We start from the raw sequence: 21,469 nt of genomic DNA on the forward strand, positions 1-21,469 counted from the left end.
CACCCCTATCGGGCTCACTGCGTGTAGCCCTTTTCCCCTTGCAGGGGACTGCGCCTGCGGCCCGGCAAAGCCGGTTCCGCGGCTCATGCTGGCTTGAAGATTCAGGGCGTATGGGGTGGGGGTTATCAGCCCAACTCTACGGTCACAGGTGCGTGGTCGCTGGGCTTTTCCCATTTGCGCGGCACGCGGTCTATGGTGCAGCCTTTGACTTGCGGCTTCAGGGCTTCGCTGACCAGGATGTGGTCTATGCGCAGGCCCCGGTTCTTCTGGTAGCCCAGCATGCGGTAGTCCCACCATGAATAGCTTTTGGGCAACTGCTCGAACATGCGGAAGCTGTCGGTCAGCCCTAGTGCCAGCAACTGGCGGAAGTGTTCGCGCTCTTCCCTGGTGTGGTGGATGGTGTCGCGCAGGCCTTCAGGATCGTAGGAGTCCTGGTCTTCCGGCGTGATGTTGAAATCGCCCAGCAGCACCAGCTGCGGGTGGGCCGCCATTTCGGCGCGCACATAGGCCTGCAGGCCGTCCAGCCAGCGCATCTTGTAGGCGAACTTTTCGCTGCCGGGCTCCTGCCCGTTGACGAAGTAGCCGTTCATCACGCGTAGGGGGCCCGCGGGACCGTCCACCGTGGCGGCGATGACGCGCGAATGTTCGTCTTCAAAACCCACGATGTTTTTCACCACCTCGCGCATGGGTGTGCGCGACAGGATGGCCACGCCGTTATAGGTCTTCTGGCCGAAGGCGGCGGCTTCATATCCCACCGCCTTGAGCGCCTCCAGCGGGAACTTGTCGTCCGTCATCTTGAGTTCCTGCAGGCACAGCACGTCCACCGGGTTGGCGGCCAGCCAGTCCAGCACATGGGCCAGGCGCGCGGTCAGCGAGTTGACGTTCCAGGTCGCGATTTTCATAAAAGTCCTAAGTACTTGTTTGGGCTGATTTTCTGCCGGATTTTCTCTCGCGAGGCTCCCAGCAGAGCCTTCATCTGAAATTCCTGCGATGCCTGCTTGCATTCCTCGGGTGCTCGACGTTCTCACATGCTGCGGCCTGGCTCGCCGGCCGGCCCGGCGAATCGCAGGCTGCGCCATAAGGCTTTCGGATGATTGCAAACCGCATTTTGCCGGGTGCCATGGAAAAGCGCCGCATTGACCGACGGGTGTGCCGCGCGACGCGCGTTCAGGGGCGTACGATGCTGACCAACTGTTCCCGCACCATTTGCCGGCACATGCCCAGAAACGGCCGGGACGGCGCCAGGTAGTGGTCCTTGATTTCGGCCAGCTTGGCGTTGAGGTCCTGGCGGGCCTGCTGGTCGGCCGGATTTTCCGCCAAGGCGGCGAGGGCCTTCCTGGCCTCGGCGATGCGCAGCGCCAGCAGCGTCTGCGTGGACTCGCGGCGGCGAACCAGGGGGTCGCGCTGTAGCCCATACACCCGGATAGAGACCCGTGCCCGCAGGTCGTCCGCGTCCGGCCGGGTCTTGGGCCGTATGGTCCCCTTGGGGCCGTACTCGAGATGTGCCTCCGGCTGGTCCCGGCAGGGGTCCAGCAGCAGGGGTTGTTCCAGGGCCTCGCTGTCCAGGTTCCGGTCAAGCGTGCGGGCGGTATTGGCACCGACAGGGAAGAAATTGCTCTTGCCCGAGACTTCGTCCTGGGCGTCGGGAAACGCGTGCTTTTCCGGGCGGTTGCAATGAATGCAAGCCAGCAGCAGATTGGTCCACTTGGCCGCGAGCCAGTAGTAGCCGGGCTTGGTCACGTATTGCGTGCCCCTCGGCTTCAGGGTTTCCAGGTCAATCTCCACGATCGCGCCCTTGGGCCGAAAGTGCTCCACATCCAGCGGCGCACCGCCATAGTCGATGTCGCAGTAGCCGCATTTGTTGTTGAACGCCTTGGCCAGCGTCTCCTTGACCGGCGCCGAGCTGTAGACGGTGTACTTGAAGGACTCCTTCTTTGGCGGCGTGCTGGTGTAGTGCGCCACCGATGCGGCCAGTTCTATCGCCGCGGCGGAGGCGAGCCCTTCAAGGCAGGCAGGCGCCGCTGGGCGCTCAACCCGGATCATGTGGGCGGCTCCCCTGCGCCGTCTCCGGGCAATCCCAGGTCCGACAGCAGTCCCAGCAAGTTGTTTTTCACGTCCTCCGGCAGTTGTGCGGGATCAATAGGCTTTGCTGACTTGTCCGCTTCCATCACAAAGTTATCGATGGCCCTGAGAAGAATCTGCTCGCGGGGGGAATCTCCCACCAGGCGCATCCGGTCCATCATCGGCGCGAGCTCGGCCAGATGCGCTTGCTCGGCCGCGCTCTTGTCCTTCTTCGCCATGAGCCCGTAGTACGTGTCGAGCTTGGCCGCGAAATCAGGATCGACCGTGCTGCTCAAGCCGAAGTACTGGGACGACAGGATCTGGTCCACCAGCATCCCGCGGATGGGCGGCAGATCGGCGAGCAAAACCACCTGACCCATGGCATCCTTGCGCAGCACAGCCACTTCGTCGTTGTCCAGCCCACGCAGGCATAGCGGCTCATGCGTCGTCGCGATGAACTGAATGCGCGGAAACGCGACTTTCAGCGCAGCCACGATTCGCATGCGCCAGCTCGGGTGCAGGTGGTTTCCGATCTCGTCGATGAGGACGATGCCCTCGGCAAGCTCTATCGGCAGGTCGGACTGCAGCAGCACCGACATGATGTCGCAGCCGACGCCGATGATGGTCTGGTAGCCGTCGGACAACTGGTCAATGGGGGTGGCGGTGCCTGATTCGTCAAGCCAGACTGTGCCACGGCGCTGATGGAACACGGCGGTTTCGGGTAGATCCAGAAGAGACCGCAACGCCCGCCCCGCGCGCTCGAACTGTAGCGCGGACAAGCTACACAGCCAATGCACCGCGTCGCCCAAGGGTGAGAACGGGTCAAAGAGGTTCAGCAGGCGCAAATAAGATGGCTCAGGCGGAGGCGGATGCGCGTGCGTCGGCGGCAGCCGTGTCGCGCCGAAGCCAAGGACGTACAACTTGGCGTCGCTGGCCGTGCCGCTCACTAACTGGCGTCCGGCGTCGATCCTCAGCTGCAGGATTTCGCCATCCGTGAGCCTTACCTCGATCTCACCCACCTTGCCGTCGCTACCCTTGCGGGTCGGAAGCAATCCTAGCGCAAACGGCCCCAGTTGCTCCCACTGGGATTGGCCAGCCAATGCGAACCCGATGGCCTTGAGGAGGGTGCTCTTGCCCACACCGTTTTCGCCGAGCAGCACCATCCAGGGGGCTCCCGTCGCGTCGGCGCCACCCAGGGACACTTTGAGTTCATGGTGCACGCCAATGTTGCGCAGGGTCACCGATTGGATGTAGCGCGTGCGAGCCCGCTCGCGCTGGACGTCACGATTCGGCGCATCCAAGCTTGAGGCGGCATGCTTGCTTTCGTGAGCGACTTGGCCCTTGCGGGCCGAACTCTGCAGCGTCTTCTGGCGGGTCGGCGATTGGCGGGCGCGATTCAACAGCTGGCGCCGCATCGCGGTAAATGACAACGCCGGGTCGAGCGTCAACCCGCTGGGGTCGGACGAGGACAACGAGTCCCGTATCACGAGCATTTCCTTCGCCACTTCACCCCGAAGAGTGAGAAGTTCCTCGCGGTTCAGCGAAAGGATTTCGACCGTTGTGCGCCCCCTATCCGTGGTACCGCTCACCCTGCCGTCGTCGTGAAACAGCAAGTGCTCATCTGGGTCGTCCGCGCAGGGGTCCAGCAGCAAGGGCCGCTCGCGCGCCATCTTCAGGCGGTCCCGGTAGGTAAGGCGCGTCCCGGTGATCGGGAAGCGGCTGCCTTTTGCCCGATTGCACATGGCGCAGCAGCCATACATGTTCTGCCACTCGAACGCCATCCACCAGTAGGCGTCGACCGTGACCTTGCCATCGCCGCCGATGGCCCCTGAGACGGGGCGAAACCGGTCGAGGAAGGGAACTCCCGGTTTGTCGAAGCTGACAAGCCTCTCGCAGTATGCGCACTTGTCCTTGAACAAGGCGCGCAGGCGCTCGTTCAGTTCCGGCTGGGCGAACACCAGCCTGAAGTCGAAGCGCCGTTGTTGCCGCTTCGACTCGGCGCGCGCGAAGTATTCAATTGCGGCTGTCCGCCGAGCTTCGGCATGCGAGTCTGTGAGCGCCTTCGGCGCCGGCACGGAGGAACGGTCAATGCGGATCATGAGCGGAACACCTCGCCGGGCCGCGCGATCAGTTGAAACCGGTCATGGTGGTCAGCAGCGCCAGGCGCTTCTGGCGCAGCTTCCCGGGGGCGTAGCCGGCGGTCCACGCGTCTGTTTCCTTCAGGAACAGGCTTCCTTCCGCAGCCGGCGCGGCGCCCGCGTCGACGCGCTCCCGCGTCTCCTCGGCCACGGAGCGGAAGTAGTAGTGGTTGAAGATGCGGTTGAACTCGGTGAAGTAGATGTCGGCCACCCGCTGGTCACCTCGGATCAACAGCATGTTCTCGTCGTTTGAATTGGTCGAAGCCTTGCTGAAGTTGGCAGACCCCGTCACCACGATAGGGTCTGTGCCCAGGGGATTGAACAGCAGGAACTTCGAGTGGACATAGCTGACGTGCTTGTTGACGCCCAGCATCTTGGCGTTGGTCTCGCGCGCCCACTGGTACACCGGATCCTTGATGAAGGAGCCCCAGGCCTTGTAGACGTTGTTGGAGGCGTTGATGGCGACGAACGTGTCCGTGGTCTTTTCGGTCGCTTCGTCCTTCTTCTCGAGCAGCAGGAAGGTGATCGGGCTGGCCCCCGTGTGGGCCTTCAAGGCATCCTTGAAGTCCTTGTTGATGCCGAACGCCAGGGTGATGAATCCGGATTCGTTGGCCTTGTCGACAAGGTTCACATAGAGTTTTAGCGCGGCCGGGCCGCGGCGGGGGCTGAAGATCGAGGTGATGCCGGTCGGGATGTCGTCGATCTCGGTCACCGTGGGCGAAATGGTTTCGACCTCTGTGTAGAAGGCCGCGTTCTCCCGCTTGCCCTCGGCCGAGGACCCGTCGACGGCGCCGGGGTCTTTCTTCAGCAGGTTCCAGTAGTTCTCGAACAAAGTGGCGGTGGCTTCGTCCCGCACCCAATGGCCGACATTGGTCTGGCCGTGCAAGCCGCCATCGGAGATGTTGGTCGAGCCGGTCCATACTTCCGTCGGTGCGCGCTTCTTGCCTTTCAGCAGCACCATGAACTTGTTGTGCTGAATGTCATTGGTCCGGGCCTCGCGCAGCGTCACGCGCGCCTTCGGAATCTTTGCCGTCTTGAGCATCCGCAAGTTGTCTTCCCGCGGAAAGCTCTCGTTCATCTTGCCGGTCTTCTTGTCCTTGGTCTCATTCACCTTTGCGTCGATGATCAATCGAACGTCTACGCCTCGGGTGATGGCTTCCGCGAGCGCGGTGGCGACCGGGAGGTAGCGGAACTCATAGAAGCAACACAGCAGGCCGTCGCCCTTCTTCGTTTGCGCGATGAACTTGAGCAGGGCATCGTCAAGATCGCGGCTGAGCCAATCCTTGGCCTGTTGCCGCTTCGGTTCGGGCAGCTTTTCGAGCTTCCCGCGGCCAAAGCGTCCGGTGTAGGCCTGGCTGCTGGCGACACCGCGGTTGAAGAACACGTCATGCGGCCCATTGGTGTAAAGCGCCTCGGTCGTCACTTTGAGACTGACCGGCTTGAGGCTCCGATCGAGCTTTCGCGGAGTGCCGCGCAAGGGGTAGAAGAGGTACTCGTAGCTGCGTCCCGATTTCGCGGTGAAGTCGTCCCACACCAGGCTTTGCACCGGGTGGTCGAAGGTGCTGGGACGGGTGTTTTCGTCCGGGCTGGGGATGACGGAAGGGAACACCTTGAAGCCCGGCATGAAGTAGCGCTGCTTCTCCACCGGGTCAATGCGTTCGACGGCAAAGCCCAGGAGCCCTTTGCGCGCGGCGGCGGTGGTGTCGATGCCGAACGACACGGTGTTGATGCCGGTGACGGCGAACACCTGAAAGCCCGCCTGCTTTTTCGACTTGAAGCGCATGGTTTCCCCTCCCTCGCCCATGGTTGAGCTGGTGCCTCGTTTCTAGCTGGAGAGTTCTTTCGGTGTCAACCTCCAATCAGAGGAGGCGGCCGGCTGTGCGCCCGGCCACGCCGCTGTCGGCCCCACCGCGTTGCTTCACGCCATTCGAACGGTCAAGGCCCTGCGCTGCAGTTTTGAAAGCGGGGAGGAATGGCTCCAGCCCCGGAAAAGACGGGTTCAATAGCGGTCAAATGTGCAGCGCGGCGAGTGCACCCACCACCAGGCCCACGCCGGCTACGGCGAACATGCCGTATTCCAGCCATTTCTTGCGTGTCAGCAGCGCGATGGCCGCCAGGGCGATCGCCACCTGCAGCACGGTGGTGGCCTGGGCCCAGCGGTGGTGCTGGTGGATCTGCTCGTCCGAGGATTTATCCCAGACCGTGGATTCGGCCTCCAGCTTCTCGGCGGCCACCTTGATCTCGTTCTTTTCTTTTTCGTAGCGGTCCACCTTGCCCTGGTAGCCGGCTTTTTTGTCTTCGGGCGCCAGGTCGCGGGCCAGTTCGGCCAGCGACTGCTTGGTGCTTTTCGACTGGAAGTAATTCCATTGGTTGGAGGCTTCCGTCTTCTTGATCGCCGCGTTGTTTTTGTAGAGCCCCGCGTTGGCCTGCGTGGCACCGCCCATGTAGGCAAAGATGGCGCCTATGGTCGCGATGATCGCCGTGATCACCGCGATCTGCGCAATCATGCCGCCGCCGCTTTCTTGGCCGCCATGGCCGCCTTGCGCCGCATGCTCGAGTTCATGGTCGTGGGGCCCGTGTACGTGAAATCCGCCTCCTGACATATCAATTCCCTCTCAAGTGTTGTTGTGGTTGTGGTTTGTGGATGGTTTATTTTTCGTAGGTGATGAAGCTGAACTTCATACCGGTCGCCGATACGTGGTCTTCGCGCGCGGCCTGTCGCCATTCGGGGCCCAGCGTCGGCGCGTAGGCGTCGCCTTCAATATCTTCGGCAATCTCGGTGACTTCGATGCGGTGGGCCAGCGGCATCGCCTGCGCGTAGATTTGCGCGCCGCCCAGGATCCACACTTCGGCCGACGAGGTACACAGCGCCAACGCGTCGGCCAAGCTCGCGGCCGTCGTGGCACCGGTGCCTTTCCAATCAGGCTGCCGCGTGATGACGATGTTGGCGCGACCCGGCAGCGGCCGGAATTTCACAGGCAATGAATCCCAGGTCTTGCGACCCATGATGACCGGCCAGCCGGTGGTCAGGCGCTTGAGGCGCGCCATGTCTTCCGGCAGTCGCCAGGGGATGGTGTTGTCGCGGCCTATCACGCCATTGGCGGCGCGGGCGAAGATCATGTGGATGCGTGTCATGACTTTGAGTTCCGGGGCTTCAGACAGCTACAGGTGCCTTGATCGCCTCGTGGTGCTGGTAGTCCAGGAACTCGAAGTCTTCAAATTGATAGTCGAAGATCGATGCGGGCTTGCGTTTGATCTGAAGCGTAGGGTAAGGGAAGGGCTGGCGGCTCAGTTGCAGCGCGACCTGCTCGTGGTGGTTGCTGTAGATGTGGCAGTCGCCGCCGGTCCAGATGAAGTCGCCCACGCCCAGGCCGCATTGCTGCGCCACCATGTGGGTGAGCAAGGCGTAGCTTGCGATGTTGAAGGGCACGCCCAGGAAAATGTCGGCGCTGCGCTGGTAGAGCTGGCAGCTCAGCTTGCCGGGCTGGCCCTGCACCTCGGACGGCGCCACGTAGAACTGGAAGAACGCATGGCAGGGCATGAGCGCCATCTTGGAGAGGTCGGCGACGTTCCAGGCGCTCACGATGATGCGGCGCGAATCCGGGTTGGTCTTGAGCGTCTTGATGACTTCGCTGATCTGGTCGATGTGGCCGCCGTCGGGTGTGGGCCAGCTGCGCCACTGCACGCCATAGACCGGGCCCAGGTCGCCGTCGGGCCGTGCCCATTCGTCCCAGATGCTGACACCGCGTTCCTTGAGCCAGTTGTTGTCGCTCGAGCCCTGCAGAAACCACAGCAGCTCATGGATGATGGATTTCAGGTGGACCTTCTTGGTGGTCACCAGCGGAAAGCCTTCGTTCAGGTCGAAGCGCATCTGGTAGCCGAACACGCTTTTGGTGCCGGTGCCCGTGCGGTCGGCCTTGAAGGCGCCGTGGCTGTCCACGTGGCGCATGAAATCTTCGTATTGGGAGCGGATAGGCGGTGAGCCAGCTTGTGTCATCAATAAGCTCCAAAAAGCGTGTCAAGCGCATCTTGAATAGTGAGTTGGTGGGATGTCAGATTGGCGACCGCTTTGCGTAAAGCGGCTTTCGGCACAGCGCCCAAGGCAGGTGTGTCCATCACCAGCAGGCGACCGTCAAATTCGAACTCTGGATGAAGATTTTCGGCCCTTCCTTCGAAGTGGCCAGCATCCCAAAGCGGAACCACGACTCGTGTTTCCAGTCCCTGCATATAGTCGCTTTGCACGTCCAGATAGAAGGGAATCCATGCATTTTCGGGCTTGTCCGGATTGCTGTAAACGTCAAAACGGGCCACGCTTATTCCTCTTGCCTGCCATCGCCCAGACTCTTTGCAAAGCTGCGATATTTGGCCAAGGGAAGACCGTGCTTCGCAATGCGGGCGTTGTAAGACGCAATCGCCCCTTTATTCCGCTCGTTCCATTGCTCCCAGTAGCGTCGTTTGACTTCATCCGCCAAAAGCGCATCGACGGTTTGCGAGATATTCATGCCCATCTCGCGCGCAACTTCCAACACCTTGGAGTTGAGCGACAGATTGGTGGCTTTTTTGGGGGCATGGTCAAATTTGAGCATGATCTTCCTTCATGAGCTATGCGCACATTATATGCGCATGACCCGACCCGGGTTCATCAGGTTCAACGGATCCAGGCCCTGTTTGATGGCGCGCATCATGTCCAGCGCCACGGGTGATTTGTGCTTGGGCAGGGTGTCAACCTTGAGGCTTCCGACGCCATGCTCGGCGGAGATCGATCCCCGGTAGCGGTCCACCGCCTCGTAGACCAGGGCATTCATCGGCACTTCCTTTTCATTGAGGAAACGCGCCTGGTCTTCGTTTTCCGGCGCCTGCACGTTGTAATGCAGGTTGCCGTCGCCCAGGTGGCCGTAGACGACCATGCGCGCGCCGGGAAACCGCTCGAGCAGCAATGCATTGGTTTCAGCCACGAACTCGGGGATGCGCGACACGTTGATCGAGATGTCGTGCTTGATGTTCAGGCCCTCTTCGGCCTGTGCCATCGGGATGCTTTCGCGGATGTGCCACAGCGCGTGCGCCTGCGCCATGCTCTCGGCGACTACGGCATCGGCAACGCAGCCGGCTTCCATAGCGGCCTCGAGCAGGCGCTCGAAGCATTCACGCGCATGGGCTTCGGACTCATTGTCCGAGTTCTCCAGCACCACGCACCAGGCGTGCTCCTGCCAGAAGGGCACACGCTGTTGCGGGAAATGTTTGGCCACGAGGCCCAGGGCGAACTGGCCCATGACTTCGAAACCGGTCAGGCCAGAGCCTAGGTGCTGGTGCGCCAGGCCCAGCAATTCCACGGCGGCTTCGAGCGAGGGCACGGCGGCAAAGGCCGTGAGTTGGGACTTCGGCATGGGATATAGCTTCATGATGGCGCCGGTGATCACGCCCAGCGTGCCTTCGCTGCCGATGAACAGGTGGCGCAGGTCGTAGCCGGTGTTGTCCTTGCGCAAGCCCATGAGGCCGTCCCAGATTTCACCCTGCGCGTTCACGACTTCCAGCCCCAGGCAGAGGTCGCGCGTGTTGCCGTAGCGCACGACCTGGGTGCCCCCGGCGTTCGTCCCGAGGTTGCCGCCTATGGTGCAGCTGCCCTCCGAGGCCAGGCTCAGGGGAAACAGAAAACCGGCTTTTTCGCAGGTTTCCTGCAGGTTTTGCAGCACGCAGCCGGCATCGACCGTGATGGTCAGGTTGCCGGCATCCAGCGTGCGCACCTTGTTCATGCGCGTGAGGCTTAGCACCACCTGCGTGCCGCTGTCGTCGGGTGTCGAGCCCACCACCATGCCGGTATTGCCGCCTTGCGGCACGATGCTCACGCGTGCCGCGGCGCAGGCTTTCACCACGGCCGCGACTTCCGGCGTCGAGCCCGGACGCACCACGGCCAGGGCCTTGCCGGTTTCGCGCTTGCGCCAGTCCTGCACCCAGGGCGTCAGGTCGCCGTCGGTCAGGACGTTGGATGCGCCGACGATCTGGCRCAGGGATTCGATCAGGGGGTTGTACGTGCTCACGATGTTCGGGCTCGGGTTAGGGTTAGGGGGTTGATGGGGCCGGGGTGTTTTTCAGGCGTACGCGCACGTGGAGCGCGCAGGCGGCGAACAGCGTGAGGCACAGCAATACCTCGATGAACGCCAGGTAGTTGCCGGGCGCGCGGTCGCTCCAGGCACGCACCACCCCTTCGGTGAAGTACAGCCACACCAGCAAACTCACCCAGCGGTAGGTGTACATGCGATTTTTCAGGATGCCGGCCAGGGGGATGCACAGCGGCAGCACCTTGAGCGCCAGCAGCGAGCCGCCGGGCCGTATCGGCGCTAGCCACATTTCCCAGGCCAGGCCCAGCACGATGAGGCCCAGCAGGCTGGCCAGCGCCAAGCGGCGGGTGAGGTCGATTTGTGTTGTTTTGTTCATGAGCGTAAGAATCTAAATGGCATGATACCGGGGATGAAATTTCAGCAATCCCTGCGGGACCTCCTGGCCAACCTGTCGCGTTTCCCGTGGCGCGGCACGGCACTGACCCTGCGCGACCGTTTCCGCGAAGACCACATGGGCCTGACGGCCAGCAGCCTGACCTTCACCACCTCAATCGCGCTGGTGCCATTTTTCACCGTGGCGCTGGCGATTTTCACGGCCTTCCCGATGTTTTCGAAGCTGCAGGGCGCGCTGCAGGCCTGGCTGGTGCAAAGCCTGATCCCCGACAACATCGCGCGCCAGGTGCTGGGCTACCTGACGCAGTTCAGCCGCCAGGCCAACAAGCTGGGCATCGCCGGCCTGGCCGTGCTGCTGGTCACGGCCATCGCGCTGATCCTCACCATAGACCGTACCCTTAACGGCATCTGGCGCGTCAAGAAGGCAAGGCCGCTCACCCAGCGCGTGCTGATCTACTGGGCCGCCATCACCCTGGGGCCGCTGCTGCTGGCGGCCAGCCTGGCGGTCACTTCCTACGTGCTGTCGGCCTCGGGCGGCCTGGTGGGTGCCCTGCCGGTAAGCCTGCGCTTCCTGCTCAGCATCCTGCAGTTTTTCCTGGTTGCCGGCGGCATGGCGGCGATGTATCGCTACGTGCCCAACACTTATGTGAAGTGGGCGCATGCCTGGGTAGGAGGGCTCTTCGTCGCCGCCGGCATCGAAGTCGCCAAGCGGGTGCTCAGCCTTTACCTGGGCGCCGTGCCCACCTATTCGCTGGTCTACGGCGCTTTCGCCACCTTGCCGATCCTGCTGGTGTGGATTTACGTCTCCTGGGTCATCGTGCTCATGGGCGCGGTGATCGCGGCCTACCTGCCCAGCCTGCTCGCCGGTGTGGCGCGCCGCGGCAGTGCGCATGGCTGGTACTTCCAGCTTGCCATCGAAACGCTGCAACAGCTGTACCAGGCGCTGGCCACCCCGCGAAGAGGCCTGAGCGCCTCTCAGTTGTCCGAACGGCTGCAGGTGGATGGGCTTCAGCTGGAGCCGGTGCTGGAAACCCTGGTGGCGCTGGACTGGGTGGGCCAGCTCAACGAAGCGGAAGGCGAGGAAGAGGCCCGCTTCCTGCTGCTGGCCGACCCCGACGCCACGCCGCTGGAGCCGCTGATGCGGCAGTTGCTGCTCGACAAGGCCGAGGCGGTGCAGGGCTTGTGGGAAAAAGCCCGCTGGCCCGACTTGCGGCTGCGCGACGCGCTATAAGAATTTGCTCCAGACGCAAGCCGCGCCCGGAAAAAACCGACGGAGTGACGGGGAATACTTGTTGGCGATGGCGCCTTGTAACAAAATAAAAACCTCCGTTTTTCCATGCACACACAGAAAGATGCCAGCAAAAACCAATGCCCGGGAAAAGCTTGACGGCGCCATCGCCGAGGAGCGCCAGCAGCAGCGCGATGCCAAGCAGATCTACGACGAGCTGACGGCCAAGATGTGGGCCTACCAGACCGGTAGCGGCCCGGCGCCCACCAACGAAGACTTCGAGCAATGGAGCCTTGCCGTGGAGCAGCGTGTCAAGATCAAGCAGCTCGGCATCCGCGTGGACGGCGAGCCCGGCGCCTGAGGGTGCTGCGGCCAGTCGGACTGGCCGCACACCGGTTTGCGGCATAAGCGCACCTCCGCGCTGCGGTGAAATTCCTACGATGTGAGACAGGCTGACAGTTGGCCTTGCCCTTCACTTCATGGAGATTTCTCATGCTGAAAAAATTACTGGTGCTTGCCATCACCTCCGGTGTGGCGGCCAAGCTCTATAAACGCTACTCCGAAAAACACGCCGATTCCCGCCCGACGGGCGCGGCAGGCGACAAGCCGGTGGCGCGCAAACGCACGGCGCAAAAACAGGCTTAGCGTTCCAGGCGCGCTGTTTGCGCAGAAGCTCATAAGCAGAGGTGTTAAGCACGTCAACCTTTTGTCAAGGTTGTTAAGCCCTTGTCACCACAGGCACGTTTCGTTGCTTTTGTTCGGGCGTGACTTCAAATTCGCGGGCCGGATTCTTACAAGGCTCGCGCGCGGTCCGGGCCAAGATGCTCGGTATCCCTGACCAACCCATGGAGAAACCGTGACATCACCTGCTTATACGCCCGCCGATGCGGCTATGAATGCCCTGAGGAACCAGCGCATCGATATCACCCAGCAAGCCTCCTTGAACTACTGGGTCGCCGCGCTGGCCTGCAGTGAACTCGAATTGCGCGTGGCCGTGGCCGAAGTCGGCCCCGCAGCCAAGGACGTGAGCAATGAACTCGGGAGGGTGTTATGAGCGCCATGCCTCCCACACTGCCCCTGCCACCCGGGCCGCTCGCGGTCCGCGTCAAAGAGCCTTCGGTCGGCCTGTTTTATTGGGTGGTTACGCAGTTGTCCACCGATGAGCGCAGCGCCGATGTCCGCATCGAAGGTTCCGACCATCCCTATCCGACACATGAAGCCGCCCTGCATGCCGGCGCCGCCTGCCTGAAGGCGCTCAAAGCCAGCACTTTCCAGCCGCAGGGCCCGCATTAGCCCCGCGCTTGAGGTCAGGCCTGTCAGTCGCCTTTAAGGCGCTTTAAAGCCTGCACCCACATATCGCTGTACATCACCCAGTCGCCCATAAAGCTGTAAAGCGGCCGTTTGAAGGACGCGGGTTTGTTCTTCTCAAACCCGAAGTGGCCTATCCAGGCGAAGCCATAACCGCACAGCACGCCGGCCAGCAGCCACCAAGGGTTGCGCGTGGCGACCAGGGCCGCCAGGCACAGCAGCGTGAGGCTGGAGCCGGTGAAGTGCAGGCGGCGGCAGGTCGGGTTGCGGTGCTCGTTGAGATAGAAGGGGTAGAAGCTCGCGAAGGAGTCGAAGCTCCGCGGGTCGACGGGTGGGACTGGTGTGGGTTGACCGGCTTGCGCCGCCTCGCCATGCGTGGTCGTGGTGTCCATGGTGTGTCTCCTGAGCCGGGCTACCGTCGTGATAGCCCCGTGTCGCTCACCATTTTGCGGGCGTCGCCATAATAGTCAATCCCTCGTGTCCCCCGCTTCAGGCGGCGTTTTCCTGCATGTCTCTTCTTCCAACGCCGCCAGCGGTATCGCCCGGCCCGGATTCTCCGGTCCACTGGGTCATCTGCCTGTGCGCCGACTGGTGCGGCCTGTGCCGCGACTACGGCGAACTCTTTGCGGATATGGCGGGGCGCTACCCCGGCAGCCGTTTTGCCTGGCTGGACATTGAGGACCAGGCCGAACTGGTCGGCGACATCGAAGTGGAAACCTTTCCCACGCTGCTGGTCGCCGATGCGGGCGGCACGCGTTTTCTCGGGCCCTTGCTGCCGCATGCGCAGACCCTGTCGCGCCTGCTCGATTCACTGGCGCAGCCAGGAGGCCAGCCCGCCACGCCCCACCTGCCTTCAACCCGGGCCTTGCTGCAGGCCCTGGCGGCGGCGCCGCAGCATTGGATAAGCGCCGGCTAGGCGATAGAAAACGGCGCTTTCAGGAAGCCCCTGAAGCGCGCACGGCCGCCGCGCGTTGGGGTGGCCGTCAAGCGATAGCCCGGAAAGCGCTGGAGAAATCGGCCAATGGCGATACGGCCTTCGAGCCGCGCCAGGCTGAGCCCGGCGCACTGGTGGATGCCAAAACCAAAAGCCAGGTGGCGGTTGTCCCGGCGCGCCAGGTCCAGTTCGTCGGGTTGTGCAAATTGCGCCGGGTCGCGGTTGGCCGCGCCTATGCACAGCGTCAGCAGGCTGCCTGCGGGCAGGTTCACGCCGCCGATCCTGGCGTTGACCAGCGCGCGCCGGTTGCTGAGCTGGTTGGACGACTCAAAGCGCAGGAACTCGTCGATTGCCGGCACCAGCAGCGCCTCCAGCCCCTGTGCGTCCAACCCTCTCATGCCTGACAGCAGGCCGGCCAGGGGCGCCGGCCGTTCCTGCAGCGCCACCAGCGCATTGCCGATCAGGTTGGTGGTGGTTTCATGGCCGGCGTTGAGGATGAACACGCAGTTCTGCAGCAACTCGGTTTCGCTGAGCTGCTCACCCGTTCCCTCGCTGCCGATCAGCCGTGTCAGCACGTCATGCTCCGGGTCGCCCGGGTGCTGGCGGCGATCCGCCACCAAGTTTCTGAGGTAGGCCGTGAACTCGCGCACGCTCTGGTTGCCCAGGGCCTCCTGCTCCGGTGTCAATCTGGGTTCCAGCGCGCCCAGTATCGCCAGCGACCAGCCGCGCAGCGGCGCGCGGTCCGCATGCGGCATGCCCAGCAGGTTGCCGATGATCTCGACCGGGATGGCCGAAGCGAAATCTTCCACCAGGTCGCCGCCGCCCCTGGCCTCGATCGCATCCAGCAAGCCGTCGACCAGCGTCACAAGGCCGGGCTCCATGTCTGCAATCGCGCGCCGTGTCAGCGCGCCCATGATGAGCTTGCGCACGCGCGTGTGCAGCGGCGGGTCGTTGAACACCAAGCTGGTGGTGTGGTGCTCGAAGAGCGCGGAGGCCGAGCCGTACTTGGGTTCGAACTCCACTTTTTTGTCGGAGCTGAAAGTCTGTGCGTCGCGGTAAACCGCCACCAGGTCGGCGTGGCGTGTCAGAAGAAAAGAGCCGTCGGGCATGCGCCTGACCGGCTCGGTCTCGCGCAGCGCGGCATACACCGGATAGGGGTTGGCGTAAAAATCCGGTGGCAGGGTGCGCAGGTCCAGCGCCGCCGCGATTTCGCGTGCACGGGCGTCGGCCATCGGCGGTGTGGCGCTAAAAGGCGGCAGGGCGCTCACTGTGGTCCCCTCAAAGGTTGCCGGCGAACAGCTTGCGCAAAAACATTTTCTTGAAGCTGGTGGCGTCGTCCAGCCCCAGCCGCTGCAGGTAGGCCGGCGGCGCCTCGCGTGTGCCGGCCAGGCTCTTGAGCACCATGGCGACCAGTTCCACGGGATGGCGCGTGGCCTGCTGCATTTTCCGCAGCGCGGTCACCATCTCGATTTCGCCTTCGGTCAGGTCGGTGCCGAAGGGAAAGTCGGGCAGCAGGCCTGATTGCCGCCAGGGCAACAGGCGGGCGTGCAGCACCTCGGGCAGGTTCTGGCGGTACTGTTCCGGCACTTCATAGTTCGCGTCCAGCTTGCCGGCGGCCTTGGCCTGCGCCACCAGCGCGTCCTGGAAGCGCGAATCGGCAATCGCGACCAGCCGCTTGACGACTTCGCCGTCGGGCTGGGCTCGCAGGTCGGCCACACCGTATTCGGTGATCACCACGTCACGCAGGTGGCGCGGGATGGTGCCGTGGCCGTAGTTCCAGACCAGCGTGCTGCGCAGGCCGTCCTTGTGCTCATAACTGGCGCGCAGCATCAGGATGGAGCGCGCATCGGGCAGCGCATGCGCCATGGCCACGAAGTTGTACTGGCCGCCCACGCCAGAGACGACCTGGCCCGACTCCAGCCCGTCCGACACGGCCGCGCCCAGCAGCGTGACCATCATGGTGGTGTTCATGAAACGGGCCTTGCGGCGCTGCGCCGCCTTGAGCGCGCTCCGGCCGTGGAGCTGGTTGATGAAATCGATGCGCGTCATGGCGATGCGGGCCAGCGCCTCGGGCGGCATGTTGCGCAGCCCTTCGTAAAAATCGGTCGGGCCCAGGAAGAAGCCGCCATGCAGCACCACGCCGCCGGCCAGGCGCCGGCCCAGGCCGCCCGCGTCGCGCAGCGCCGCGCGCACCGCGGCATCGTCCAGCCGGTTGGGGATGCGCCGGCCCTGGACGTCCAGGTTGCCGTCAGCGCTGAGGCTGACCTTGGCCGTGAGCACGCCCAGCGCTTGCAGAAAGGCCAGGTCCTGTGCATCCAGCGCGGGACGTATGCGCCCGGCCTCCAGCAGCGCGGCCAGGGTGTCGGGGGTGACGGCCAGGCCGGGTATCCGGTCCTCGTTGACGAGGCGCTGCACGGCCTCGTCGTCAAACACCTCGCGGCGCAGAATCCCGGCTTGCAGGAGCTGCAGAAAGCCATTGACGAACATTTCCGAGCAGCCGTAGAGGCCTTGTTCAAAGCCGCCCAGTTCGCGGCCGTCCAGGCTGCCGGGGCCGTTGGGGCATAGAGCGGCCATGATGCCGCGGTAGTCGGCGTTGGCGCGCTCGCGCACGATCAGGGCCTGGGCGATCGCGTCGCCCAGCGCGCCTATGCCGATCTGCAGCGTGCCGCCGTCCGCTACCAGGCTGGCCGCGTGCAGGCCGATGGCGTAGTCGGCCGTGCCGGCTTTGCCGTTGGGCGGCGCGAACAGGGTGTGCGTGGCGGCGGCGTCGGTCACCAACACGTCAAAAAAACCAGGCGGCGTGATCGCCGGCCCAGGCATAAAGGGCAGTTGCCGGTTGATCACGCCCACCTTCAGCAGCGGCCGGCCGTTTTCGGCCTGGCGCTGCGCCAGCTCAAACGTCACGTCGGGGTTGCTGGACAGCGAAAGCTCGATGCCGCTGGCGGTCTCACGCGCCGCCACCGCCTGCGCGATCACATTCACGCCGAGCACCCCCATGTCGCGCGCCACAAAGGTGTAGTTGGTCGAGATATAGGCCTGCTGCGCGCGCTCGTTGCCGAGATAGTCGCCGGTCTTGAAGAAGAACTCGCTGACCTCGATGTGCGGCGGCAGCGTGCCGGCGCGCAGGTCCTTGACGTAGTCGAGGTCGGGGTAGTCCTTGAACACGCGCTCCACCAGCGGAGCCAGGAAGTGCTGCTCCAGCTCGCTGGCGCCTTCCGGCTTTTCCAGCGACAGCGCCGTGATGATCTTCAGGCGCCGGGGCTTTGCATCGCCGCCCAGGGCCTTGATGCGGCGGTAGAGCAGGTTCACGAAGGGGTTGGGCTTGCCTATGCCCAGCGGCAGCCCCAGCACGATGTCGCCTTCCACCGTGGCGAGCACATGTTCCACCGCCTGTGCGAGCGTGGGGATGACGAGGGACGCGGCCATGCGGCGGTCAGGCGGATTGAAGGAAATCGCGGATCGCGAACAGCGTGGCCTCCGGCGTCTCGCTCATCTGGTGGTGGCCCACCGGCAGGCTGGCGACGCTGACCTTTTTGCCGCTATCCCTGGCCTTGTCGACCAGGGCCTGCGCGGCTTTCGGGGTCGTCATCTGGTCCTGCGCGCCCAGGACGAACAGCACCGGGCAACTGAGCTGGGCCATGGCGGCGTCGCCGTTGGCATAGCTGTCGCAGGCCTTGAAGCCGCGGTGGAACACGTTGGCTTTGGTGTTGCTGGCCAGCACGCGCCGGCCCAGCGCCATGCTGGCGCCATGCACCCAGCTGCCGGCGCCCAGCGGCGGCGCCAGCGTGCTGCGTGAAAACACATTGACCATGTTCAGCGCCTTCATCGGCTCGTTGAGTGCGGCATCGAGCAAAGCCTGCGAGACCTTCATGGGAAAGGCCGTGCCCACCAGTACCAGGTGGCTCACACGCTCTTTGAGCCGTGAAGCCGCTTCCAGTGCGATCAGCGAACCCCAGCTATGGCCGACCAAGGCGGCGCGCTGCACGCCGGCGGCGTCCAGCAGTGCCGCGACAAAGTCCGCGGCTTCTTCCACTGAAGAAGGCGCTTCGCCCGCGCTTTTGCAATGCCCGGGCAAGTCGACTGCCAGCACATTCCAGCCGTGGTTTGCCAGGTAACGTGTCTGGAAAATCCACACGCTGTGGTCGTTCAGCACGCCGTGGATAAATACCACCGTGGGTTTGGCGGCGTCAAAAGGCTTGCCGCCGGTGTAGCAATAGGTTTTGTGGCCGTTGACATCGAGGTACATGCTCAGGCCCCCGCTTTCACGGCCGCTTTTTCAGCCGCCTTGAGGGCGCGTTTCAAGTCGTCGACCAGGTCGTCCGGGTCTTCCAGGCCGATGGACAGGCGTATCGTGCCCTGCGTGATGCCGCCGGCCGCCAGCGCCTCGTCCGTCATGCGGAAGTGGGTGGTGCTGGCCGGGTGGATGACCAGGCTGCGGCAGTCGCCGACATTGGCCAGGTGGCTGAAGACCTTGAGCGCCTCGATGAAAGCCTTGCCCTGCTCGCGGTTGCCCTTGATGTCGAAGCTGAACACCGAGCCCGCGCCGCGCGGCAGCAGTTTTTTCGCGAGCGCGTGGCTGGAATGGGATTCAAGCATGGGATGGCCCACGCGCGACACCAGCGGGTGGCTGGCCAGGAATTCCACCACCTTTTCGGTGTTGCCCATGTGCCGCGCCATGCGCAGCGGCAGGGTTTCGATGCCCTGCAGGATCAGCCAGGCGGTGTGCGGGCTCATGCAGGCGCCGAAGTCGCGCAGGCCCTCGCGCCGCGCGCGCAGCAAAAAGGCGCCCACCGTGCTTTCCTCGCTGAACACCATGTTGTGGAAACCGTCATAGGCTTCGGTCAGTTCGGCGAATTTGCCGGATCTTTCCCAGTCGAAGCTGCCGCCGTCGACCACGATGCCGCCGATGACGGTGCCGTGCCCGCTCAGGAACTTGGTGGCCGAGTGGTAGACCAGGTCGGCGCCGTGCTCAAAAGGCTTGATCAGCCAGGGCGAGGTCAGGGTGGAATCCACCAGCAGCGGCACGCCCGCTTCATGGGCCAGGGCCGACACCGCCGGGATGTCCAGCACGTCCAGCCCGGGGTTGCCCACGGTCTCGCCGAAAAACAGCTTGGTGTTGGGCTGGACTGCGGCGCGCCAGCCGTCCAGGTCGCCGGGCTTCACGAAAGTTGTGTCGATTCCGAAGCGGCGCATCGTGTAGTGCAGCAGGTTCTGGCTGCCGCCGTAGAGCGCCGTCGAGGCGACGATGTGCGAGCCCGCGCCCATCAGCGTGGCGATGGACAGGTGTAGTGCGGCCTGGCCGCTGGCGGTGGCGATCGCGCCTATGCCGCCTTCCAGCGCCGACACCCGCTGCTCCAGCACCGCGTTGGTCGGGTTGCTGATGCGCGAATAGACGTGGCCCGCGCGCTCCAGGTTGAACAGGCTGGCCGCATGCTCGCTGGATTCGAAAACGAAGGAGGTGGTCAGATGGATGGGCACGGCGCGCGCGCCCGTGGTCGGGTCGGGCGCGGCGCCCGCATGCAGCGCGAGGGTGTCGAATCCGGGATCGGAATAACCGGGCATGGGTTTGTCTCCAGTCAGAAAAAAGTGGCCGTACGCGGGGAAATTGTTGCAACCAGCCGTTTGATTGTGGGCTATATTTAAACTGAATTCCCCCTCTCACCGCGCGGCGGTGGGACAATGAGGGCCATGTTGGCAGCACAACCGAGGAGATCGCCATGAAGGTTCTAGACATACTGCGCGTTAAGGGCAACACGCTTTACACCGTCCAGCCTGACGAACCCCTGGCCAAGGCCACCCAGATCATGGCCGACAAAGACATAGGCTCGCTGGTCGTCATGGAGCACGGCGACCTGGTCGGCATGCTGACCTTTCGCGAGGTCATCGTCTGCATCGTCAAAAACGGCGGCGAGATCGGCAGCACGCTGGTACGCACCGCCATGGACGACCACCCGCTGACCTGTACTTCCGAGACCGAACTCGACGAGGTCCGCCGCATGATGCTGGAGCGCCACGCGCGCTACATGCCGGTGATGAACCAGAAAGTCCTGATGGGCGTCATCAGCCTTTACGACGTCGCCAAGGCCGTGGTCGACAGCCAGAACTTCGAAAACAAAATGCTCAAGGCCTACATCCGCGACTGGCCGGCCGAGGACGCCGCCGACCACAACTGAAGCCGGCGGCCGGCTTCCCGCCGGGACGCCCATTTTGAACAACAGCAACAACAAGCCGGTGCGCAAGGCATCGGTATAAGCGGGAGCAGGGGTGAGCGACAAGCGTGATGCCGGCGGGCAGCTGTTTTACGCATCCCTGTTTTTCTCCCGGCTGGCCGACCAGATCCTGCTCTTCCTCGTGCCCCTGGTGGTGTTTGAGACCACCGGCAGCGTCGCCTGGTCCGGCATCGCCTTCACCCTCGAGACCCTTCCGCGCTTTTTGGCCTTTCCGGTCTGCGGCGCGCTGTGCGACCGCATCTCGCCGCTCAAGCTGCTGCGCATCAGCCAGCTGTACCGCGCGCTGGTGTGCATTGCCGGGGTGATTGCCTTCCAGTGGGCCGGCGGCGTCGGCTGGCTGATCGCGCTGTCGGCCGTCTGCGGCGTGCTGACGACCCAGGGCCTGATGGCCCGCGAGGTCATGCTGCCGCAGATCTTCCGCCAGCACCGTTTTGAAAAGGTACTGGCCCATGCGCAGATCGCCGACCAGCTCGGCATGGTGCTGGGTCCCTTGCTGGCCTCGCTGCTGCTGCGCTGGATGCCCTGGCCCATGGTGGTCGGCGCGACGGCGGTGTTCTTCCTGATCGCCGACGGCGCTGTGACCTGGTGGCATCGGCGGAACAACGTCGTGCTGGCCGCGCCCGAGCCGGCACCGGGCCACTGGACCGCGCCCGTTCGCACCGCGTTCTCTCAGGTGCTGCACCTGCCCGGCCTCAAGAAAGTCATCGCACTCGCAGCCGGCGTCAACCTGGTCATAGGCGTCACGCTGGCCACCTCGGCCGCCATGGTTACCGGTTTGCTGCAGCGCTCCGCCGGCGACTACGCGGTGCTGCAAACGGCAGGCGCGATCGCCACCGTCATCATCCTGCTGTTCATCGCACGCAGCGTACTGTCCTTGCGCACCCTGGGCCTGGTGTCCTATAGCGTGATGCTGGCCGGCGGGCTGCTGACGGGGCTGGCCGCCAACTTCTGGGTCTATACCGCCGGGTTTTTGCTGGTAATCGGCTTTGACAAGATGTTCAATGTCTACATCCGCAGCTTGCGGCAGAAGCTCATTCCGCCCAAGGACCTCGGCAAGACCACCGGCGTGATTGTGATGCTCAACAATTTGTCGCAGCCGGTGGCGGGGATGTTGGTGGGGG

The 21,469-nt window shown here is 63.7% G+C and carries 24 protein-coding genes; 8 read left to right on the forward strand and 16 right to left on the reverse strand.

The window, feature by feature from the left end; genetic code table 11:
• Positions 1 to 125: 125 nt before the first annotated feature.
• The 11 genes from xth to AC1D1Y_RS04775 all read right to left on the reverse strand — a co-directional run bounded on the left by xth (position 126) and on the right by AC1D1Y_RS04775 (position 10,631).
• The gene (gene xth, locus AC1D1Y_RS04725; protein ID WP_477681331.1) at positions 126 to 902 is read right to left on the reverse strand and encodes an exodeoxyribonuclease III; all 777 of its coding nucleotides are present in this window, start codon (positions 900 to 902) and stop codon (positions 126 to 128) included.
• Positions 903 to 1,167: 265 nt separating this feature from the next.
• Complete coding sequence (locus AC1D1Y_RS04730; protein WP_477681332.1) at positions 1,168 to 2,043, reverse strand: HNH endonuclease family protein; 876 nt, start codon at positions 2,041 to 2,043, stop codon at positions 1,168 to 1,170.
• Positions 2,040 to 4,160: an AAA family ATPase gene (locus AC1D1Y_RS04735; protein WP_477681333.1), complete on the reverse strand. Its 2,121-nt coding sequence runs from the start codon at positions 4,158 to 4,160 to the stop codon at positions 2,040 to 2,042. Before AC1D1Y_RS04735 ends, AC1D1Y_RS04730 begins: the two co-directional genes overlap by 4 nt.
• 28 nt (positions 4,161 to 4,188) lie before the next feature.
• Positions 4,189 to 5,982, reverse strand: a complete 1,794-nt coding sequence (locus AC1D1Y_RS04740; RefSeq protein WP_477681334.1) for a phospholipase D-like domain-containing protein — start codon at positions 5,980 to 5,982, stop codon at positions 4,189 to 4,191.
• Positions 5,983 to 6,208: 226 nt separating this feature from the next.
• A complete protein-coding gene (locus tag AC1D1Y_RS04745; RefSeq protein ID WP_477681335.1) occupies positions 6,209 to 6,802 on the reverse strand; it encodes a DUF4337 domain-containing protein in 594 nt (197 codons plus the stop codon).
• A gap of 46 nt (positions 6,803 to 6,848) precedes the next feature.
• On the reverse strand, positions 6,849 to 7,334 hold the full coding sequence (locus tag AC1D1Y_RS04750; protein WP_477681336.1) for a dihydrofolate reductase: 486 nt from the start codon (positions 7,332 to 7,334) through the stop codon (positions 6,849 to 6,851).
• Between the two features lie 19 nt (positions 7,335 to 7,353).
• Complete coding sequence (locus AC1D1Y_RS04755) at positions 7,354 to 8,196, reverse strand: thymidylate synthase (protein WP_477681337.1); 843 nt, start codon at positions 8,194 to 8,196, stop codon at positions 7,354 to 7,356.
• On the reverse strand, positions 8,196 to 8,510 hold the full coding sequence (locus tag AC1D1Y_RS04760; RefSeq protein ID WP_477681338.1) for a CcdB family protein: 315 nt from the start codon (positions 8,508 to 8,510) through the stop codon (positions 8,196 to 8,198). The genes AC1D1Y_RS04755 and AC1D1Y_RS04760 overlap by 1 nt, the downstream gene beginning before the upstream one ends.
• A 2-nt stretch (positions 8,511 to 8,512) precedes the next feature.
• Positions 8,513 to 8,785 carry a type II toxin-antitoxin system CcdA family antitoxin gene (locus AC1D1Y_RS04765; protein WP_477681339.1) on the reverse strand — a complete coding sequence of 91 codons (273 nt, stop codon included), beginning with the start codon at positions 8,783 to 8,785 and terminating at the stop codon, positions 8,513 to 8,515.
• A gap of 27 nt (positions 8,786 to 8,812) precedes the next feature.
• Positions 8,813 to 10,234, reverse strand: coding sequence for an FAD-binding oxidoreductase (locus tag AC1D1Y_RS04770; RefSeq protein WP_477681340.1), 1,422 nt, complete (start codon positions 10,232 to 10,234; stop codon positions 8,813 to 8,815).
• A 22-nt stretch (positions 10,235 to 10,256) separates the two neighbouring features.
• Entirely contained in the window at positions 10,257 to 10,631 is a 375-nt protein-coding gene (locus AC1D1Y_RS04775) for a DUF2069 domain-containing protein (RefSeq protein ID WP_477681341.1), read from the reverse strand.
• A gap of 33 nt (positions 10,632 to 10,664) precedes the next feature.
• On the opposite strand from AC1D1Y_RS04775, the gene AC1D1Y_RS04780 reads away from it, so the two are divergent.
• The 5 genes from AC1D1Y_RS04780 (at position 10,665) to AC1D1Y_RS04800 (ending at position 13,169) form a co-directional block, all read left to right on the forward strand.
• Positions 10,665 to 11,879, forward strand: a complete 1,215-nt coding sequence (locus tag AC1D1Y_RS04780) for a YihY family inner membrane protein (RefSeq protein ID WP_477681342.1) — start codon at positions 10,665 to 10,667, stop codon at positions 11,877 to 11,879.
• Between the two features lie 121 nt (positions 11,880 to 12,000).
• Positions 12,001 to 12,237, forward strand: a complete 237-nt coding sequence (locus AC1D1Y_RS04785; RefSeq protein WP_477676577.1) for a hypothetical protein — start codon at positions 12,001 to 12,003, stop codon at positions 12,235 to 12,237.
• A 131-nt stretch (positions 12,238 to 12,368) separates the two neighbouring features.
• The gene (locus AC1D1Y_RS04790; RefSeq protein WP_477681343.1) at positions 12,369 to 12,521 is read left to right on the forward strand and encodes a hypothetical protein; all 153 of its coding nucleotides are present in this window, start codon (positions 12,369 to 12,371) and stop codon (positions 12,519 to 12,521) included.
• 211 nt (positions 12,522 to 12,732) lie between these two features.
• Complete coding sequence (locus AC1D1Y_RS04795) at positions 12,733 to 12,930, forward strand: DUF3606 domain-containing protein (protein ID WP_477681344.1); 198 nt, start codon at positions 12,733 to 12,735, stop codon at positions 12,928 to 12,930.
• Complete coding sequence (locus tag AC1D1Y_RS04800; protein WP_477681345.1) at positions 12,927 to 13,169, forward strand: hypothetical protein; 243 nt, start codon at positions 12,927 to 12,929, stop codon at positions 13,167 to 13,169. Before AC1D1Y_RS04795 ends, AC1D1Y_RS04800 begins: the two co-directional genes overlap by 4 nt.
• 23 nt (positions 13,170 to 13,192) lie before the next feature.
• On the opposite strand, the gene AC1D1Y_RS04805 is transcribed toward AC1D1Y_RS04800, so the two are convergent.
• Positions 13,193 to 13,576, reverse strand: coding sequence for an Mpo1-like protein (locus AC1D1Y_RS04805; RefSeq protein ID WP_477681346.1), 384 nt, complete (start codon positions 13,574 to 13,576; stop codon positions 13,193 to 13,195).
• A gap of 116 nt (positions 13,577 to 13,692) precedes the next feature.
• On the opposite strand from AC1D1Y_RS04805, the gene AC1D1Y_RS04810 reads away from it, so the two are divergent.
• Complete coding sequence (locus tag AC1D1Y_RS04810; RefSeq protein ID WP_477681347.1) at positions 13,693 to 14,100, forward strand: thioredoxin family protein; 408 nt, start codon at positions 13,693 to 13,695, stop codon at positions 14,098 to 14,100.
• On the opposite strand, the gene AC1D1Y_RS04815 is transcribed toward AC1D1Y_RS04810, so the two are convergent.
• From AC1D1Y_RS04815 to AC1D1Y_RS04830, 4 genes are read right to left on the reverse strand one after another with little or no spacing between them, the layout of a single operon-like run.
• Positions 14,097 to 15,350 carry a cytochrome P450 gene (locus AC1D1Y_RS04815; protein ID WP_477681353.1) on the reverse strand — a complete coding sequence of 418 codons (1,254 nt, stop codon included), beginning with the start codon at positions 15,348 to 15,350 and terminating at the stop codon, positions 14,097 to 14,099. The two genes, AC1D1Y_RS04810 and AC1D1Y_RS04815, sit on opposite strands and share 4 nt — an antisense overlap.
• A 46-nt stretch (positions 15,351 to 15,396) precedes the next feature.
• A complete protein-coding gene (locus AC1D1Y_RS04820; protein WP_477681348.1) occupies positions 15,397 to 17,544 on the reverse strand; it encodes an acetyl-CoA hydrolase/transferase C-terminal domain-containing protein in 2,148 nt (715 codons plus the stop codon).
• Positions 17,545 to 17,551: 7 nt separating this feature from the next.
• A complete protein-coding gene (locus tag AC1D1Y_RS04825; RefSeq protein WP_477681349.1) occupies positions 17,552 to 18,364 on the reverse strand; it encodes an alpha/beta fold hydrolase in 813 nt (270 codons plus the stop codon).
• 2 nt (positions 18,365 to 18,366) lie between these two features.
• Positions 18,367 to 19,680: an O-acetylhomoserine aminocarboxypropyltransferase gene (locus AC1D1Y_RS04830; protein ID WP_477681350.1), complete on the reverse strand. Its 1,314-nt coding sequence runs from the start codon at positions 19,678 to 19,680 to the stop codon at positions 18,367 to 18,369.
• Between the two features lie 155 nt (positions 19,681 to 19,835).
• On the opposite strand from AC1D1Y_RS04830, the gene AC1D1Y_RS04835 reads away from it, so the two are divergent.
• Together AC1D1Y_RS04835 and AC1D1Y_RS04840 are read left to right on the forward strand one after the other, a co-directional pair.
• Complete coding sequence (locus AC1D1Y_RS04835; RefSeq protein ID WP_436157649.1) at positions 19,836 to 20,291, forward strand: CBS domain-containing protein; 456 nt, start codon at positions 19,836 to 19,838, stop codon at positions 20,289 to 20,291.
• 91 nt (positions 20,292 to 20,382) lie between these two features.
• Positions 20,383 to 21,469: MFS transporter (locus tag AC1D1Y_RS04840; protein ID WP_477681351.1), on the forward strand; the 1,087-nt coding region annotated here is incomplete at its 3' end.

The organism is Polaromonas sp. P1_G1 (assembly GCF_056405595.1).

Bases quoted from the DNA above. Each gene is read 5' to 3' on its own strand.
- xth (WP_477681331.1), bottom strand. From the start codon at position 902: ATGAAAATCGCGACCTGGAACGTCAACTCGCTGACCGCGCGCCTGGCC.
- AC1D1Y_RS04745 (WP_477681335.1), bottom strand. From the start codon at position 6,802: ATGTCAGGAGGCGGATTTCACGTACACGGGCCCCACGACCATGAACTC.
- AC1D1Y_RS04730 (WP_477681332.1), bottom strand. From the start codon at position 2,043: ATGATCCGGGTTGAGCGCCCAGCGGCGCCTGCCTGCCTTGAAGGGCTC.
- AC1D1Y_RS04765 (WP_477681339.1), bottom strand. From the start codon at position 8,785: ATGCTCAAATTTGACCATGCCCCCAAAAAAGCCACCAATCTGTCGCTC.
- AC1D1Y_RS04810 (WP_477681347.1), top strand. From the start codon at position 13,693: ATGTCTCTTCTTCCAACGCCGCCAGCGGTATCGCCCGGCCCGGATTCT.
- AC1D1Y_RS04740 (WP_477681334.1), bottom strand. From the start codon at position 5,982: ATGCGCTTCAAGTCGAAAAAGCAGGCGGGCTTTCAGGTGTTCGCCGTC.
- AC1D1Y_RS04830 (WP_477681350.1), bottom strand. From the start codon at position 19,680: ATGCCCGGTTATTCCGATCCCGGATTCGACACCCTCGCGCTGCATGCG.
- AC1D1Y_RS04785 (WP_477676577.1), top strand. From the start codon at position 12,001: ATGCCAGCAAAAACCAATGCCCGGGAAAAGCTTGACGGCGCCATCGCC.
- AC1D1Y_RS04805 (WP_477681346.1), bottom strand. From the start codon at position 13,576: ATGGACACCACGACCACGCATGGCGAGGCGGCGCAAGCCGGTCAACCC.
- AC1D1Y_RS04780 (WP_477681342.1), top strand. From the start codon at position 10,665: ATGAAATTTCAGCAATCCCTGCGGGACCTCCTGGCCAACCTGTCGCGT.
- AC1D1Y_RS04790 (WP_477681343.1), top strand. From the start codon at position 12,369: ATGCTGAAAAAATTACTGGTGCTTGCCATCACCTCCGGTGTGGCGGCC.
- AC1D1Y_RS04775 (WP_477681341.1), bottom strand. From the start codon at position 10,631: ATGAACAAAACAACACAAATCGACCTCACCCGCCGCTTGGCGCTGGCC.
- AC1D1Y_RS04735 (WP_477681333.1), bottom strand. From the start codon at position 4,160: ATGATCCGCATTGACCGTTCCTCCGTGCCGGCGCCGAAGGCGCTCACA.
- AC1D1Y_RS04755 (WP_477681337.1), bottom strand. From the start codon at position 8,196: ATGACACAAGCTGGCTCACCGCCTATCCGCTCCCAATACGAAGATTTC.
- AC1D1Y_RS04800 (WP_477681345.1), top strand. From the start codon at position 12,927: ATGAGCGCCATGCCTCCCACACTGCCCCTGCCACCCGGGCCGCTCGCG.
- AC1D1Y_RS04820 (WP_477681348.1), bottom strand. From the start codon at position 17,544: ATGGCCGCGTCCCTCGTCATCCCCACGCTCGCACAGGCGGTGGAACAT.
- AC1D1Y_RS04825 (WP_477681349.1), bottom strand. From the start codon at position 18,364: ATGTACCTCGATGTCAACGGCCACAAAACCTATTGCTACACCGGCGGC.
- AC1D1Y_RS04750 (WP_477681336.1), bottom strand. From the start codon at position 7,334: ATGACACGCATCCACATGATCTTCGCCCGCGCCGCCAATGGCGTGATA.
- AC1D1Y_RS04835 (WP_436157649.1), top strand. From the start codon at position 19,836: ATGAAGGTTCTAGACATACTGCGCGTTAAGGGCAACACGCTTTACACC.
- AC1D1Y_RS04815 (WP_477681353.1), bottom strand. From the start codon at position 15,350: ATGGCCGACGCCCGTGCACGCGAAATCGCGGCGGCGCTGGACCTGCGC.